Below are 16,082 nucleotides of genomic sequence, written 5' to 3'. Positions count from 1 at the left end.
GGACCGCCCGGGCGCCGCGAGGAACGGACGCGGCCCGCATGGCACGCTCCGCTGAACGCTCGCTGGCCCTGATCACCGCGCCGGTCGCGGCCAGCCTCGCCGCGCTGCTCGCGCTCGCCGCGCCGCAGAACCCCAGGTTGCAGGACGCTCTGAACCGCGCCCTGCCCGCCGCGACGGACCGGCGGGTCGTGCTGGTCGGCATTGATGACGCGTCCCTGCGGGACTACGGAAACGTGAGCAGCTGGCCTCCGGACCTGTACCGTCAGGCGCTCGGCACGCTGGAGCAGGCGGGCGCGGCGGCCATCGGCGTGGACCTGCTCCCCCCATCCACGCCGGACCGCGCGCCGCTGAACGGCACGGCGCAGGCCTCCAACGTCGTGCTGGCCACCCAGCCGGGCGAGGCAGCCCCGCCGCAGACACCTGGGCGGCGCGCCACGACCGGAATCAGCGCCCTGAACGTCAGCCCGGACGGCGTCGTGCGCAGTTACCAGACGGCGTACCCCGGCCCGGACGGCACGCTCACGCCCAGCTTCGCGTGGCAGCTGGCCGCCGCCGCGGGCCGCCGGGTGGACCTGAGCACGCAGCCGCGCCCGCTGCGGTACGCCGCGCCCGACCCGGACCGCCTGCCGGTCATTCCCTTCCGGGACGTCGTGAACGGCAACGTCCGCTACGGCGACATTCAGGGCCGGGTGGTGCTGATCGGTCTGACCGCCAGCGGCGCGGGCGGTCAGACCGTGCGGGACGTGAGCGGCCAGCCCGTGATGGGCGCCGAGGTGCAGGTGCGCGCCGTCTCCAGCCTCCTGAGCACGCCCATCACGGTCCTGCCCACCTGGCTGACCGCGCTGCTAAGCATCCTGATGGCGGTCGGAGCGGTCTTCGCGCGGGGCCTGTGGGGGTTCGCGCTGGCCACCGTGGCCCTGCTGGCCGCCGCGCCGCTGTGGCTGCTGAGTGTCCTGCTGCCCGGCGTGACCCTGTCCCTGGCCGCGATCATCGGGACGGCCCTGGTCGCCCTGGAACGCTGGTGGAACCTGCGCAGCCTCGCGCTGCGTGATCCCCTCACGGGGTTCGGGAACCGCCTGGCGTTCACACGCGCCCTGGAGCAGCGCTGGGCGACCCGGCACGCCCGGCCGCTGGGGCTGCTGCTGGTCGACCTGAGCGGCTTCCGGAAGGTGAATGAACTGTACGGCGCGCACGCCGGTGACGAGCTGCTGCGTGACCTGTCCGGGCGCGTCCTGAGGCAGAAGCGCCGCGGGGACCTGTTCTTCCGCTGGGGCCCGGACGAGTTCGCGGTGCTGCTGGATCAGGCGAGCGCGCAGGAGATTGCGGAACTCGCGCAGCGCGTCCAGGACTCCCTGGATCAGCTGCAGTACCGTGACCTGCCCCTGCGCGCCAGCGTCGGGGCGGCCCGCACGGGCGACGACGTTCACACGCCCACGGATCTGGTCGAGGCGGCCAGCCGCAGCCGTTACCGCGTGAAGTACCAGCGCGAACAGCGGGGCTAGAGGGGTAGGCCACCCGGACCGGCCAGAAGAAGCCCGCCGCGCAGTCCTGCACGGCGGGCTTCTTCTGCTCAGAGGATATGGGCTGCCCTACCGCCCGGCGAGCATGCCCCAGATGTCCGGGTGGGCCACGAAGGCGTACCACAGGTTCGGCAGCAGGCCCAGCACGGTGACGCCCGCCACGCCCAGCGCGACGGCCAGGGTGGTGGGGACGCGCTGTCCGAGGCCGTACTCGCGGGCGGGGGTGCGGTCGGGCATGAACATGAGCATGCCGGGGCGCAGGTAGTACACGAGTGCGGCGACGCTGGTGAGCGCGGCGAGGATGCTCAGCCACGCGTAGCCGTTCTGGAAGGCCGCCTGGAACACCAGGTACTTCCCGAAGAAGCCCGCGAAGGGCGGCAGGCCCGCCAGGGACGCGAGGCAGACGGCCAGCGCGACGGCGTACCCGGGGTGGCGGTAGTACAGGCCGCGCATGTCGTTGACGCTGAAGCCGTCCTCACTGCGTTGCAGGGCGGCCACGATGGCCAGCGCAGCGGCGGTCATCAGGGTGTACACGAGGAGGTAGTACGCCAGGGCCGCGCCGCCCGCCGCCGGGGTACCCAGCAGCGCCATACCCAGGAAGCCGGTGTGCGCGACCGCGGAGTACGCCAGCATGCGTTTGAAGTTGGTCTGGCGCAGCGCGGCGAGGTTCCCAATGATCAGGGTCGCGGCGATCAGGACGGCCAGGACGGAGTGCCAGCCTGGGGCGTTCTCCAGCGCGCCGGAGAACACACGCAGCATCCCGGCGAACGCGGCGACCTTCACGACGGTGCTCAGGAACAGGCTGACGCTGGTGGGCGCGCCGCCGTACACGTCGGGCGTCCACTGGTGGAAGGGCGCCAGGGCGACCTTGAAGCCGAAGCCGCACAGCATCAGTAGCGCGCCGCCGACCAGAATGCCGGTGTTCTCGGGGTTCAGGGTGCTGGTCTTCTCGGCGATGGCGGCGTAGTTCAGGCTGCCGGTCGCGCCGTACACGAACGCCAGGCCGTAGATCAGCACGGCGCTCCCGGCGGCGCCGAGCAGGAAGTACTTCAGGCCGCTTTCCTCCGCGCGGCGTGAGCCCTGCAGGGTGGCGAGGACGTAGGAGCTGAGGCTCATGATTTCCAGGCCGATCAGCATGACGATCAGGTCGCCACTGAACGCGATCAGCAGGCAGCCGGTCACGGCGTACATGAGCATCGCGTCGAATTCGGGGAAGGACACGCGGGCGCGCCACGCGGTGTCCAGTGTGACGAGGAGCGTCATCAGGGTCCCGGCGAGGATCACGAAACCCAGCAGCAGCGCGGCGTGGTCAGCGCGCAGGCCGCCGCCGAAGGAGGACAGGTCGCGGTTCCACAGCCAGCCGACGCTCACGGCGGACGCGACCACAGCACCGATGTTGATGAGCGTCAGGGTGCGGCGGCTGAGCCAGAAGCCCAGCAGGGTGCTGCTGATCGCCCCAGCCAGGACGAGCAGGATGGGCAGCAGAGGCGTGAGGGACGCTTCGGGGACTTGCAGCATGTCAGTTGCCTCCCAGGGCGCTCAGGACGGCGCGCACGGCGGGCTGCATGAGGTTCAGGGCTGGGGTGGAGTACACGCCGAACAGCACCAGCAGGCCCAGCGGGACCGCCAGGATCAGCCATTCGGTGTGCACGAGGTCACGTACGCGCACAGCCCCGGCGGGGCGGGCCTGCCAGAACGTGTGCTGGAAGGCGGTCAGGGCGTACGCGGCGGCGGCGATGGTCGTGATGCCCGCGATGAAGGTCAGCCAGGGCGAGACCTGATACGCGCCGAGCAGGATGCTGAACTCGCCGATGAAGCCCGCCAGTCCGGGCACAGCGATGCTGGCGAACCACAGGGCCATGGTCAGGCCACTCAGAGCGCCCGCCTGGGTCATGACGCCGCCCACGCGGGTCTCCAGGCTGCCGATGCGTTCCTGAAGCATCCCCACCGAGAGGAACAGCGCACCGGTGTAGAGGTTCTGGAAGGCAAGCAGGTACATCGCGCCGATCACGGCTGTCTCGTTCAGGGAGAACACGCCCAGCGCCACGAAGCCCATGTGGCTGAGGCCCGCGTAGGCGAGCAGGCGTTTCCAGTTCGTCTGCCGGAACGCGATCCACGCGGCGTACAGCGCGGTGAACGCGGCCAGGCCCATCAGGAGGGGGCGCAGGTCCAGGCTGGCGTCCGGGAACAGCGGGATGGCGAAGGTGAAGATGCCGTACCCGCCGACCTTGTACAGGGTGCCCATGACGTCCGGCACGCCGCTGTCGTGGTTCTGCTCGTGGAAGTCCGGCAGCCACGCGTGCAGCGGCCACAGCGGCAGCTTGACGGCCATGGCGGTCAGGAAGCCCAGGTACAGCCACGTCTGCGCGCTGCCGGTCACGAGGTGCTGTTTCAGGTCGGTCATGGCGAAGCTGGGGCTGCCGCCCAGGTACCGCACGCCGATGATGCTGACCAGCATCAGCAGGCTGCCGAACAGCGTGTAGGCCGCGAATTTCACCAGGGCGGCCATGCGCCCATCCTTGCCGTACATCGCCAGCATCAGGAGGGCCGGGATCAGCGCGTCCTCGAAGAACACGTAGAACAGCATCAGGTCCTGCGCGGCGAAGATGCCGATCAGGCCGGTCTCCATCGCCAGGATCAGCGAGAGCATCGGCCCGGGGTTGGGGATGCGGCGCGCGGCGTACAGGATCGCGATGAACGACATCAGCGCCGTGACCAGCGCCAGGGCGAGGCTCACGCCGCCCAGCTGCACGGAGTACGTGATGCCCAGCGGGGGAATCCAGTCCCAGCGGAACAGCTCCGAGCCGCCGCTACGCCAGATGGCGAGGCCCGCGCCGAGCGTCAGGGCGGCCATGAAGCCCGCGACCTCGTCCCGGAAGGTTTTCGGCGTGACGAGCAGCAGCAGGCTGCCCGCAAGGGGCAGGAAGATCATGAGGGTGGGGAGCCAGTCGGTGAAGGAGTTCATGCGCCGCTCCCGATGGTCTTGAGGGCCCAGTAGCCGATGATGACGGCCGTGCCGAGCAGCATGCTGACCGCGTAGGCGCGCACGAAGCCGCTCTGCCACAGCGTGAACAGCCCGCCGGGGCCGCTGGCGTTGCGGGCGATGCCGTTCAGGGCGTCATCGGTGCCGCGGTCCACGGTGTCCAGTGCGCCCGCGATGGCGCGGCTGGGGGCGGACACGACGTTGTCGTACAGCGCGTCAAGGTACAGGCTGTTGCGGCTGAGTTCACCCAGCGGCCCGGTCGTCAGGGCGCTACGGCGGTGCCCCAGGAACGCCCAGCCCAGCCCGATCACGCCCGCGAGGACGGCGAAGACGGTCAGCAGCCACTCGGTCGCGACGGGAATCTCGTGTGCGTGCAGCGGGATCGCCCGGCCCAGGTACGTGTCGAAGGCGTGTCCGCCACCCAGGAAGGTGGGGATGTTCAGGAACCCGGCCAGGGTCGCCAGCGCGGCCAGCACGCCCAGCGGGATCTTCGTGAGGGCATCCGCCTCGTGCGGATGGCCGTGACCGCGGTACGCGCCGCGCCACACCAGGAAGTACCAGCGGCCCATGTAGAACGCGGTGAGCAGCGCCACGCCCAGCCCGATCAGGTACAGGGGCAGGCTCTGCTCGTACGCGGCGGCCAGGATCGCGTCCTTGCTGAAGAAGCCGCTCCAGATGGGAATTCCGGCGATCGCCAGCACGCCCGCCACGGACACGAGGTGCGTGAACGGCATGAATTTGTGCAGGCCGCCCATCTTCCGCACGTCCTGCTCCTCGTGCAGCGCGTGGATCACGGCGCCCGCCGCGAGGAAGAGCAGCGCCTTGAAGAACGCGTGCGTCAGCAGGTGGAACACGCCCGCCGAGTACGCGTGCAGGCCCACCGCGAGGAACATGTAGCCCAGCTGCGACACGGTGGAGTACGCCAGGATCTTCTTGATGTCCGACTGGTTCAGCGCGGACAGCGCGCCGTACAGCGCGGTCAGGCCGCCCACCCACGCGACCCACAGGCTGGCGTTCGGGGCGAGGTCGTACAGGAAGTGGCTGCGCGCCACGAGGTACACGCCGGCCGTGACCATGGTCGCCGCGTGGATCAGCGCGGAGACGGGCGTGGGGCCCGCCATGGCGTCCGGCAGCCAGGTCGTCAGGGGCAGCTGGCCGCTCTTGCCGACCGCGCCGACGAGCAGGAACAGACAGGCGAGTTCGATGCCCGCCTGCGCCACCTGCGCGCCCTCGACCCGCTCGGCCAGTTCGGGGATCGACAGGGTGCCGTACAGCTTGAACAGCAGGAACATGCCCAGCATAAAGCCCAGGTCCCCGATGCGGTTCATGATGAACGCCTTGCGCGCCGCGTTGGAGTTGCTGACGGCCTCGGCGTCGCTGGCGGCGCGGACCTGCGCGTCACTGGCTTCGCTGTTGCGGCCGTTGAACCAGAAGCCGATCAGCAGGTACGACGCCATGCCCACGCCCTCCCAGCCAACGAACATCAGTGGGTAGGAGTCGGCCAGCACCAGGATCAGCATCATCGCTACGAAGAAGTTCAGGAACGCGAAGAAGCGCGTGAACTTCGGGTCGTGCCCCATGTACGAGATCGAGTACAGGTGAATCAGGAAGCCCACGCCCGTGATGATCAGCGCCATCAGCGCAGAGAGCTGGTCGAGCCAGAAGCCCACCGACAGGTTGGCGTTCAGGGCCATGTTCGGCAGCCACGCCCACAGCACCTCATGGGCGGGCGCGCCCTGGTTCAGGTAGCGGATGACGGCCACGACGAACGCCGCGCCGACCATCCCGGTTGCCAGCCAGCCCCCCGTCTTGCCGGGGAACAGGCGCGGCAGCACCATCAGGGCCGTGAAGCCCAGCAGCGGCAACAGGGGCAGCAGGTACAGAGCAGGAAGACTATCCACAGGTTGCCACTCAGCCTTTCAACGCGGCGAGATCGTCCACGTTCGTGGTCTCGCGTTTACGGAAGATCGCGACGATGATCGCCAGCCCGATCGCCACCTCGGCGGCGGCCAGCGTCATCACGATGAACACGGCCGTCTGCCCGGTCGGGTCGCCCCACGACCGCGCGAACGCCACCAGCGCGAGGTTCGCGGCGTTCAGCATCAGCTCCACCGACAGGAACACCATGATGGCCGTGCGGCGGGTCAGCACGCCGATCATGCCCAGCGCGAACAGAATCCCGGACAGGGCCAGGTAGGAGGTGGTGGGCACCATCAGGCACGCACCTCCCCGTCCTGGGCGCCGCGGGTCTGCATCAGGGCCGGGGCGGCCCCGCGCGGCACCTGCCGCCGCTCCTGCTGGGGCGCGCCCACCGGTTCCTCCAGCTCGTCCGGCACGCCGTCCGGCTGCGCGGCCGGGCGCTGCACGAGCGCCACCGCGCCCACGATCGCCACGAGCAGCAGGATGCTCACCGCCTCGAAGGGCAGCAGGAAGCGGGTCAGGAGGGTCTCCCCCATCACCAGCGCGGACCCGCCACGCAGCGCCTCGGCCCCCTCGGCCAGCGGGCGTGGGTCCCTGTACGTGAAGGCCAGCACCACGAACGCCCCGGCCAGCAGCGTCCCGCCGATCCCGGCGAGTTCCCGCACGTACGGCACCGGGTCGCGTTCCGTGACCGGCTGGTTCGCGTTCAGGAGCATGATCACGAACAGGAACAGCACCATCACCGCGCCCGCGTACACGATCACCTGGGTCGCGGCCAGGAACGACGCGTTCAACGTGGCGAACAGGCCCGCCACGCACAGCAGCGTCCCCACCAGCCCCAGCGACGCATGCACCGCGTTCTTTGCGGCAATGGTGATCACGCCGCCCACGATCGCCAGCGCGCCCAGCAGGATGAACGCCAGCATCATGGGCGGTCTCCGGCCACGGGGAGTGGGGTGTGGGCAGTGGGCAGTGGGAGGGACGCCGTGCGCGGGGCGCGGGACGCAGGACAACCATCAACTTTCAACCATCGACCATCGACCCTCACTGGTACTTCACCCCTTCCAGTTCCGCGCGGGGCTGCCCGCCGTCGAGTTGGAAGCCCAGGCGGACGGGTTTGCCTCTGCGCTCGGCCTCGCGGCGCTGCGGGACGCTGCCGGTCACGCCGACGAGCATGTCCTCCTTGGCGTACACGAAGTCGCGGTAGCGGTAGTCGGCCATCTCGAACTCGTTGCCCAGTACGACCGCGCCGGTCGGGCAGGCTTCCTCGCACATGCCGCAGAAGATGCAGCGCAGCATGTTGATCTCGTATACCTTCGCGTACCGCTCGCCAGGCGACACGGGCGCGGCCGGGTCGTTCTCGGCGGCCTCCACGTAGATGGCGTAGGCGGGGCACGCGGCGGCGCACAGCGAGCAGCCGATGCACTTTTCCAGATTCGTGCCGGGGTGGCGGGTCAAGATGTGCCGCCCGCGGAAGCGGGGTTGCAGCGTGGCGCGCTGTTCGGGGTAACTGACGGTCACGGGTTTCTGGAACAGTTTCCCCAGCGTGACGCCCATGCCCTTGGCTATTTCAAGAACGCCCATGGTTGGCTCCTGTGGTGGGGTGAGGGGAGGCGCGCATCAGTCGCCTCCGGCGCGGACGATGTCCCCTTCGGGGCGGATGCTGGGCTGGTTCCACAGGGTGCGGACGCGGTCGCTCAGGACGAGCAGCGCGAGCACGCCCGCGAAGCTGAGGACGCCCAGGAACCACAGGCCGCCGGAGCCGCGGAAGGCGAGGAACGCGGCGGTCAGCATGGTGTTGGCCAGCGCCAGGGGCAGCACGAGTTTCCAGCCGAAGCGCATCAGCTGGTCGTAGCGCAGCCGCGGGAGGGTGGCGCGCACCCAGATGAACAGGAACAGGAAGAACGCAATCTTCACGATCAGCCAGATCAGCGGCCAGTCGGAAATCCCGGGGATCAGGCCGTTGAGGAACTGCGGGCCCTTCCAGCCGCCGAAGAAGAGGGTGCTCATGACGGCGGACGCGGTGATCATGTTCACGTACTCGGCCATCTGGAACAGCGCCCACTTGATCGCGCTGTACTCCGTGAGGTACCCGGCGACGATCTCCTGCTCGGCTTCCGGCAGGTCGAAGGGCGTGCGGTTCGTTTCCGCGAAGGACGAGATCAGGAACAGCACGAAGCCCAGCGACTGGAAGAGGATCATCGGGCCGTTCTGCGCCTGCCAGCCCACGATGCCGTGGAAGGAGGTGGTGCCCACGATCATCAGCAGGCCCAGCAGGCTCAGGCCCATGCCGAGTTCGTAGCTGATCATCTGCGCGCTTGACCGCAGGCCGCCCAGGATCGGGTATTTGCTGCCGGACGCCCAGCCGCCCAGGAAGATGCCATACACGCCCATGCTGGTCAGCGCGAGCAGCGCCAGGATGCCGGTGTCGAGGTTGTACACCCAGGGGTTCTCGCCGAACAGGCTCCCGGCGGGCCCGGCGGGCAGGCCCCCGAACGCGGTCAGGGCCATGCCGATGGCGACGATGGGCGCCAGGGTGTACACGAGCTTGTCGGCCAGGGTGACGGTGAGGTCCTCCTTGAAGATGCTCTTGATGGCGTCCGCGGCGGGTTGCAGCAGGCCCATGGGGCCCACGCGGTTCGGGCCGGGGCGCAGCTGCATGCGGCCCAGCAGGCGCCGCTCGATCAGGGTCATGTACGCGAAGGTGGTCAGCAGGCCCAGGACGACCAGCACGGCCTTGAGCAGCGAGATCAGGAGTGTGGCGAGCCAGTCGGGCATCAGTCGTCCCCTCCGGGTTGAGGTGCCGCGGGCGCGACCGGCAGCGTCCAGCCGCCCTCCACGAGGTCGTGGATGCGTTCGGCCCAGTCGCGGTCACGGGAGCGCATGCGCTCGGTCCAGAGTTTCGGCGTGTGCGGCGCGGCGGGCGCCACGTACGTGCGGGCGAAGCTGTGCAGCGCGCCGCCCGCCTGGATCCCGGCGGTGTTCACGCCGACCCGCTCGGTCAGCAGGGTCTGCGCGCCGCGCTGACCGCGGGCGGGGGCCTTCACACCCAGCGCCTCGGCCAGCGCGGTCAGGGTGCGGATCAGGTCGGCGGCCTCGCCGCTCTGGATGGCAGCGGGGTTCAGGGGCAGCAGACGCCCCTCGAGGTTCTGGACGGTGCCGCGCTTCTCGTAGTTCGTGACGGCGGGCAGGACCACGTCGGCCAGCTGGGCGGTGGCGGTCAGGTGCGTGTCGTGCACAACCGTGAAGCCCGCCGCGCGCATGCCAGGATCGAGGCGGCTGATGAACGCGGCGGGGACCTCGCCCAGGCGGTCGACACCCAGGCCGCCGGTGCGGGGCACGAGGTTCAGCGCGGCCAGCCCGTTGCTGTTCGGCCCGGCGGGAATCGCGATGACCTTCGCCCCGGTGCGCGAGGCGAGGTCGGCCAGCAGTGAGGCCGCGGAGCCGCTCGCGCCGCGCAGGGCGTCCGCGCCCAGGATCAGCACGGGCCGCTCGGCGCTGTCCAGCAGGGCCCGCACGGCCTTCAGGTCGTCGGTGTCCGGGTGGGCGAGGCGGGTCAGGGCATTCTCACCGTTCGCGCTGACGCGGTGCCCGGCGTGCCCCCACAGGCGCGACTCGCCGCCGATCACGGCCAGCCGCTCGGGGCGGCGGGCGGGGCGTTCCACGAGGCGCAGGTCGGCGATGGCGGTGCCGTGCGCGAACTCGGCGGGCAGCAGGCCGCCGCGCAGCATCTCCAGGATGCGCAGTTCCAGCACCGGCGCTTCCTCGCCCAGGTCGGCGCCCAGCACGACGACGGCGTCGGCGGTCGCCACGTCCGTCAGCGTGGCGGTCGGCGCGATGAACACCGAGTGACGCGGGAAGTGATCCACGTGCCGGGCGTTGAGCGCGTCCGCCAGGGCTGACAGCGCCGCGCCCTCCTCCAGCGTGGCGCCCGAGCCCACGAACAGGCCCAGGTCCGCCAGCGGCAGCCCCAGCAGGCCGCGGTTGATCGCGGTGATGGCCTCGTCCCAGGTGGCGGGGACCAGCGCCCCGTCCTCATCCCGGATGAGGGGGGTAGTCAGGCGCTCCTCGCTGGCGAAGGGGTGACCGAAGCGGCCCGCGTCGCAGATCCACGCCTCGTTCACGTCGCGGTTCTCGCCCGCCACGATGCGCTCGAGGCGGCCGTTACGGGCGTCCACCGTGATGGAGCACCCGACTGGGCACAGCGTGCAGGTGGTGGGCGTGTGGTCGTACTCCCAGTTGCGGCCCCGGAAGCGCGCCACGTTGTCCAGCAGCGCCCCCACCGGGCAGATGTCCGTGATGTTCCCCGAAAAGCCCGTGGGCAGCCCGCCCTCCTCGGTATCGATGAAGGTGTGCCCGCCGCGCTCGATGAAGTCCAGCACCTCCTGGCCCGGCACCTCCTCGAAGTACCGCACGCAGCGCTTGCAGTGAATGCAGCGCTCCTGATCCAGAATCACGAAGTCCGACAGCGGGTAGTGCTTCTCCGCGTGGCGGCGGTCGAAGCCGAAGCGGCTCGCGCCATACCCGTACTCGAACGCGCGGTCCTGCAACTCGCACGCGCCGCCCTTGTCGCAGGTGGGGCAGTCCAGCGGGTGGTTCAGCAGCGTGAACTCCATCATGCCCGCCTGCGCCTTCGCCACGACCTCGCTCGTTTTCGCAGTGCGGATGTGCATGCCCTCGGTGGCCTGCATGGTGCAGGACGCCATCGGCTTGGGGAACCAGAAGATCTTCGGCGTGGCCGCGTCCCCCTCTCCTTCCATCACGAACGATCCGTCCGGGTTCTTGCGGGGCGAGCCCGATTCCACGAGGCACATCCGGCACGCGCCCACCGGCGAGAGGTACTTGTGCGCGCAGAAGTACGGCACGTCCCCACCCGACTGGAACACCGCGTCAATGGCGCTGGTGCCGGCCGGGAGTTCCACTTCAATTCCGTCCACGTGAACTTTCATGTCCGCACCTCACGGCGGGTCCGGCCCGGCACGCGCCTCACGCGTCCCTCCAGCGTTTGCGCGCGGGGTACAGGGGCTGCTGGGTGGTGGCCAGGGCGTCGTATTCCTCGCGGAAGTGTTTGATGCTGCTCAGGACCGGGCCCAGGCAGGCGTCGGCCAGCGCGCAGAAGCTGCGGCCGCCGATGTTGTCACTCATGTCCAAGATGAGCTGCACGTCGCCGGGCTGGCCGCGGCCGGTCACGAGTTTCTGGTACATGCGGGTCATCCAGGAGCTGATGCCCTCGCGGCACGGCGTGCACTTCCCGCAGCTCTCGTGGCCGTAGAAGCGCACGAGGTTCCAGGTGGCGTTCACGATGCAGTCCGCCTTCGGGATCAGCGTGACGCCGCCGGTGCCCAGCATGCTGCCGGCGGCCGCGACGGCCTCGTAGTCCATGGGCGTGTCGAGAATCGCGTCCGTCCAGGGCAGCATGGGGCAGCTGCTTCCGCCGGGAATGATGGCCTTCATCTCCTCCAGGGGGCCGCCCGCCCAGTCGTAGATGAGTTCGCGGAAGGTGGTGCCCAGCGGCAGTTCGTACACGCCGGGCCGCGCGACCGGGCCACTGATCTGGAAGAGTTTCATGCCTTTGCTCTTCTCAGTGCCCATGCCCGCGTGCCAGTCCGCGCCGTAGCGCAGGATCTGCGTGGCGGCGCAGAAGGTCTCGACGTTGTTGATGGTGGTGGGCAGCCCGTACAGGCCCGCCGCGGCCGGGAAGGGGGGCTTCAGGCGCGGGTTGGCGCGCAGGCCCTCCAGCGAGTTCATGAGTGCGGTTTCCTCGCCGCAGATGTACGCTCCGGCGCCGCGGTGCACGAACAGCTGGAAGTCGAAGCCGCTGCCCAGGATGTTCTGGCCCAGCAGCCCCGCCGCGCGCGCCTCGTGAATGGCGGCCCAGATGCGCTCGGCGGCGTGCACGTACTCCCCTCGGATGTAGATGTACCCCACGCTGGCGCGCATGGCGTAGCCCGCGATGATCATCCCCTCGATCAGCTGGTGCGGGTCCTCCGAGAGCAGGTAGCGGTCCTTGAAGCTGCCGGGTTCGGACTCGTCCGCGTTGCAGATGATGTAGTGCGGCTTGCCGTCCTTCAGCGGCATGAACGACCACTTCAGGCCCGTCGCGAAGCCCGCCCCGCCGCGCCCGCGCAGGCCGGACTTTTTCACTTCCTCGATCACGGCGTCCGGGCCCATCGCGAACGCGCGCTTCACCGGCTCGTACCCACCGTTCCGGCGGTAGTAAGCAAGAGTCCAGCTCTCCGGCTGCCCCACGTGCGCGTACAGCGTCGGCGCGAAGCGCGGGTCCTTCGCGCTCGTGATCGGTTTCGGGGGGGTGGGGGCCGTGGCGGTCACGCCTCACCCCCGGCCTGTTCCGGCAGGCGGTGCAGGCCCGTCACGCTCGACCCGATCGCCTGCCCGGTCGCCAGCACCTGCCGCCCGTCGGCGCCCACCGTCACCGGCACCGGATTGTCCGGCAGCGGCTGCAGGTCGCTCCGCAGTGACTCCAGAATCCGCGCGCACTTGCTGGGGCCCACGTTCTCGTAGTACCCGTCATTGTTGATCTGCATCATGGGCGCGGTGCCGCACGAGCCCAGGCACTCGACCTTCTGCACGCTGAAGCGCCCGTCCGCGCTCACCTCGCCCGGCTGCACGTCCAGCGTCTCCACGAGGTGATCCCACAGTTCGTCCGACCCGGCCAGCGCGCACATCAGCGTGCTGCACACCTGCAGGTGATATTTGCCTGTGGGGAGCGTGTGGTACGTGGAGTAGAAGCTCATCACCGAGCGCACCTCGGTCGCCGTCGTGCCGCACAGCGCGGCGATCTCGGCCATGCGGGCCTCGGACACGAAGCCCTCGGCGTCCTGCACCTCACGCAGCAGCGGCATCAGTGCGCTGCGCCGCCCCTGCGGTGAATCCGGGTAACGGCTGAAGATATCCGCCACCAGTGGTTGTTTCTCAGCGAAGTAACTCAAATTGGCTGCACTCCTTGATTGAGAGAACGTCCGGGGTCCGCCGGTAATCAGCGGTCCACGTCGCCCAGCACGGGGTCGATGGTGGCGAGAATCGTGATGAGGTCCGCGAACTGCGCGCCGACGCAGGCGTACTCCAGCGCCTGGAGGTTCACGAAGCTGGGCGCGCGGATCTTCACGCGGTACGGCATGCTGCCGCCGTCACTGACGATGTAGTACCCGACCTCGCCGCGCGCACTCTCGACCGGGACGTACACCTCGCCGGTGGGCGGGTGGAAGCCCTCGGTGACGAGTTTGAAGTGGTGGATGACCGCTTCCATGCTCGTCTCGAGTTCGTGGCGGGGCGGGAGGCTGATCTTGCGGTTGGGGTCCTTGACCGGGCCGGGTTTCAGGCGCCTGAGGGCCTGCCGGACGATCTTGATGCTCTCGCCGAATTCGAGGAGGCGCATGTTGAAGCGCGCCAGGGAATCCCCGTCGGTGCTGGTGATGACGTTGAAGTCGTAGCTCTCGTAGCCGCAGTAGGGGTTGTCCTTGCGGTGGTCGAGGGGCACGCCGCTGGCGCGCAGGTTGGGTCCGGTGAGGCCCAGGTCGATGGCGACCTCGGGCGGGATGACGCCCACCCCTTTAGCGCGGTCGAGGAAGATGGGGTTCTGCGCGAACAGGGTGCTGTACTCGGTGACGCCGCGTTCCATCTGGTCGAGGAACTTCTCCACGCGGGGCGCCCAGTCGCCCGGGATGTCGCGGTACAGGCCGCCCACGCGGAAGTACCCCTGGTTCATGCGGTACCCGCACACCGCCTCGAACAGGTCCTGGAGGGCTTCTTTCTCGCGGAAGGCGTAGAAGAACGGGGTCAGGGCGCCCAGGTCGAGCAGGCCGGTGCCGACGAACACGAGGTGGCTGTGGATGCGTCCGAGTTCGTGCAGGATGACGCGCACGGTGGTGGCCCGTTCGGGCACGTCCGCCTGCAGGAGTTTCTCGACGCTCAGGACGTACGCGAGTTCATGGCCGAACGAGTGCAGGTAGTCGGTGCGGGGCGCGTAGGTCACGCCCTGCTGGTACGTGCGATTCTCGAAGGTCTTCTCGAAGCCGGTGTGCAGGTACCCCATGTGCGGGGTGACCTTCACGACGTACTCGCCGTCCATGTCCACCACGAGCCGCAGCACGCCGTGCGTACTGGGGTGCTGCGGCCCGACGTTCAGGCTCATGATCTGCGTGTGCATCTGCCCTTCGGTCTGCCCGTGCAGGCGCTCGGCGCTCGTGGATTCCTGATGGTCGGGCTGCATCTGCTCGGGGGCCAGCGTCCCGCCGGGGGCCTGCGCGCCGTGCGTGGGGGCCGGACGGCTGGGCTGAGCGGCGCCCTGCTGACCAGTGCCGGGCTTGTCGGTCGTGGTCACTTGGGCCCTCCTTCCGGCATGACGGGCGGCAGGCGGTCCTCGCCCCGGCCCCGGCGCAGTTCGCCGCGGTATCCGGTGAGTCCCGCGTCGCGCCCGGTGAGGCCCGCGCGGAACGCCGCTGGGTCGAGGTGACGGCCCTCGCGGAACAGGGTGGGCGTCTCGCCCAGCGGGAAGTCCTTGCGCAGCGGGTGACCTTCGAGGTCGTCGGGCGTGAGGACCTTGCGCAGGTCGGGGTGACCGGTGAAGGTGACGCCCATCAGGTCGTACACCTCGCGTTCCAGGTAGTTCGCGGCGCGCCAGATCGGGTACAGGCTGGGCAGGGTCTCGCCGTCGTCCAGCCACACGCGCAGGAAGAGGCGGCGGTGGTCGCGCGGGTGGTAGATGTTGTGCAGCACCGCGAAGCGCTTCGGGCGGGCCTCGGTGTAGGTGCTGTAGTCGATGCCGACGGTGTCCATGAGCATGAACCCGTGATCTTTGAGGGCCTGCGCGGCGCGGTGCAGATCGCCGGGCGTGACCAGGGCGGTGGGTTCGGCGGCGTGATCCTCGGTCAGGCCCAGTTCGGCGATCAGGCCGGTCACGTCGCGGCTGGGCGCAGCCGGAATCACCGGGACCGGGGACGGGACGACCGGCGCGGCGCTGGTGCTGGACTGCGCGACGCCCTCGCGGCCCATGGGTTTCGCGTCTGCGGGTTTCAGCGGGTCCATGCGTCCACCATGGGCAGCTGCTGCCCCAGCCCGTCGAACGCCTCGCCGCGCACCTTCTTCTGGAGCTGCATCACGGCGTAGATCAGCGCCTCGGGGCGGGGGGGGCAGCCGGGCACGAAGATGTCCACCGGCACGACGCTGTCCACGTTCTGCACAATCGCGTAGTTGTTGAACATGCCGCCGCTGCTGGCGCACGCGCCCATGCTGATCACCCACTTCGGGTCGGGCATCTGGTCGTACACGCGGCGCATGACCGGCGCCATCTTCTTGCTCAGGCGCCCCGCGACGATCATCACGTCCGCCTGCCGGGGCGACGCGCGAAACACCTCACTCCCGAAGCGCGCCAGGTCGTTGCGGCCGTCGGTGGAGCTCATCATCTCAATGGCGCAGCACGCCAGCCCGAACGTCGCGGGCCACAGGCTGTTACTCCGCCCCCACGCGACTAGCTTCTCCAGGCTGGAAAACAGGATCCCCTCGGACTCCAGTTCCTGCCAGTCCTTCTCGAACAGTTCCTTCAGTGGCATGGGCGCACCTCCACGGTGTGGCCTGCTGAGCGTCCGGTGGCCCCAGGCTCAGGGGCGGCCCTTCGCCTCTCTTGATTCGCCGACGCAGGA

The 16,082-nt window shown here is 69.4% G+C and carries 14 protein-coding genes; 1 reads left to right on the top strand and 13 read right to left on the bottom strand.

The features are described from left to right. Positions 1-38 precede the first annotated feature (38 nt). Positions 39-1,502, top strand: coding sequence for a sensor domain-containing diguanylate cyclase (locus IEY63_RS08005; RefSeq protein ID WP_189068446.1), 1,464 nt, complete (start codon positions 39-41; stop codon positions 1,500-1,502). Between the two features lie 87 nt (positions 1,503-1,589). On the opposite strand, the gene IEY63_RS08000 is transcribed toward IEY63_RS08005, so the two are convergent. The 13 genes from IEY63_RS08000 to IEY63_RS07940 all read right to left on the bottom strand — a co-directional run bounded on the left by IEY63_RS08000 (position 1,590) and on the right by IEY63_RS07940 (position 15,992). Further along, positions 1,590-3,038 carry an NADH-quinone oxidoreductase subunit N gene (locus IEY63_RS08000; RefSeq protein WP_189068445.1) on the bottom strand — a complete coding sequence of 483 codons (1,449 nt, stop codon included), beginning with the start codon at positions 3,036-3,038 and terminating at the stop codon, positions 1,590-1,592. A 1-nt stretch (position 3,039) separates the two neighbouring features. After that, positions 3,040-4,485: an NADH-quinone oxidoreductase subunit M gene (locus tag IEY63_RS07995; RefSeq protein WP_189068444.1), complete on the bottom strand. Its 1,446-nt coding sequence runs from the start codon at positions 4,483-4,485 to the stop codon at positions 3,040-3,042. Then, entirely contained in the window at positions 4,482-6,404 is a 1,923-nt protein-coding gene (gene nuoL / locus IEY63_RS07990; protein WP_268239648.1) for an NADH-quinone oxidoreductase subunit L, read from the bottom strand. The genes IEY63_RS07995 and nuoL overlap by 4 nt, the downstream gene beginning before the upstream one ends. A gap of 10 nt (positions 6,405-6,414) precedes the next feature. Further along, positions 6,415-6,717: an NADH-quinone oxidoreductase subunit NuoK gene (nuoK, locus tag IEY63_RS07985; RefSeq protein WP_062159180.1), complete on the bottom strand. Its 303-nt coding sequence runs from the start codon at positions 6,715-6,717 to the stop codon at positions 6,415-6,417. Continuing rightward, positions 6,717-7,352: an NADH-quinone oxidoreductase subunit J gene (locus tag IEY63_RS07980; protein ID WP_189068443.1), complete on the bottom strand. Its 636-nt coding sequence runs from the start codon at positions 7,350-7,352 to the stop codon at positions 6,717-6,719. Before IEY63_RS07980 ends, nuoK begins: the two co-directional genes overlap by 1 nt. A gap of 115 nt (positions 7,353-7,467) precedes the next feature. Beyond that, positions 7,468-8,007 (bottom strand): NADH-quinone oxidoreductase subunit NuoI, encoded by a 540-nt coding sequence (nuoI, locus tag IEY63_RS07975; protein WP_189068442.1) that lies wholly within the window; start codon positions 8,005-8,007, stop codon positions 7,468-7,470. 36 nt (positions 8,008-8,043) lie between these two features. Then, entirely contained in the window at positions 8,044-9,201 is a 1,158-nt protein-coding gene (nuoH, locus tag IEY63_RS07970) for an NADH-quinone oxidoreductase subunit NuoH (RefSeq protein ID WP_189068441.1), read from the bottom strand. Then, entirely contained in the window at positions 9,201-11,372 is a 2,172-nt protein-coding gene (gene nuoG, locus IEY63_RS07965; RefSeq protein ID WP_189068440.1) for an NADH-quinone oxidoreductase subunit NuoG, read from the bottom strand. The genes nuoH and nuoG overlap by 1 nt, the downstream gene beginning before the upstream one ends. A gap of 37 nt (positions 11,373-11,409) precedes the next feature. Next, on the bottom strand, positions 11,410-12,753 hold the full coding sequence (nuoF, locus tag IEY63_RS07960) for an NADH-quinone oxidoreductase subunit NuoF (protein ID WP_189068439.1): 1,344 nt from the start codon (positions 12,751-12,753) through the stop codon (positions 11,410-11,412). Continuing rightward, complete coding sequence (gene nuoE / locus IEY63_RS07955; RefSeq protein ID WP_189068438.1) at positions 12,750-13,373, bottom strand: NADH-quinone oxidoreductase subunit NuoE; 624 nt, start codon at positions 13,371-13,373, stop codon at positions 12,750-12,752. The genes nuoF and nuoE overlap by 4 nt, the downstream gene beginning before the upstream one ends. 47 nt (positions 13,374-13,420) lie before the next feature. Continuing rightward, the gene (gene nuoD / locus IEY63_RS07950) at positions 13,421-14,590 is read right to left on the bottom strand and encodes an NADH dehydrogenase (quinone) subunit D (protein WP_229784575.1); all 1,170 of its coding nucleotides are present in this window, start codon (positions 14,588-14,590) and stop codon (positions 13,421-13,423) included. 170 nt (positions 14,591-14,760) lie between these two features. After that, positions 14,761-15,468 carry an NADH-quinone oxidoreductase subunit C gene (locus tag IEY63_RS07945; protein WP_308425222.1) on the bottom strand — a complete coding sequence of 236 codons (708 nt, stop codon included), beginning with the start codon at positions 15,466-15,468 and terminating at the stop codon, positions 14,761-14,763. Continuing rightward, entirely contained in the window at positions 15,456-15,992 is a 537-nt protein-coding gene (locus IEY63_RS07940; protein ID WP_046843307.1) for a NuoB/complex I 20 kDa subunit family protein, read from the bottom strand. The genes IEY63_RS07945 and IEY63_RS07940 overlap by 13 nt, the downstream gene beginning before the upstream one ends. Positions 15,993-16,082 lie beyond the last annotated feature (90 nt).

The sequence above is a fragment of the Deinococcus radiotolerans genome, from assembly GCF_014647435.1.
In the GTDB taxonomy this organism is placed as follows: Bacteria; Deinococcota; Deinococci; order Deinococcales; family Deinococcaceae; genus Deinococcus; species Deinococcus radiotolerans.
Note: the sequence above shows the minus strand (reverse complement) of the source record. Positions and strands in the feature narration are given on the sequence as shown.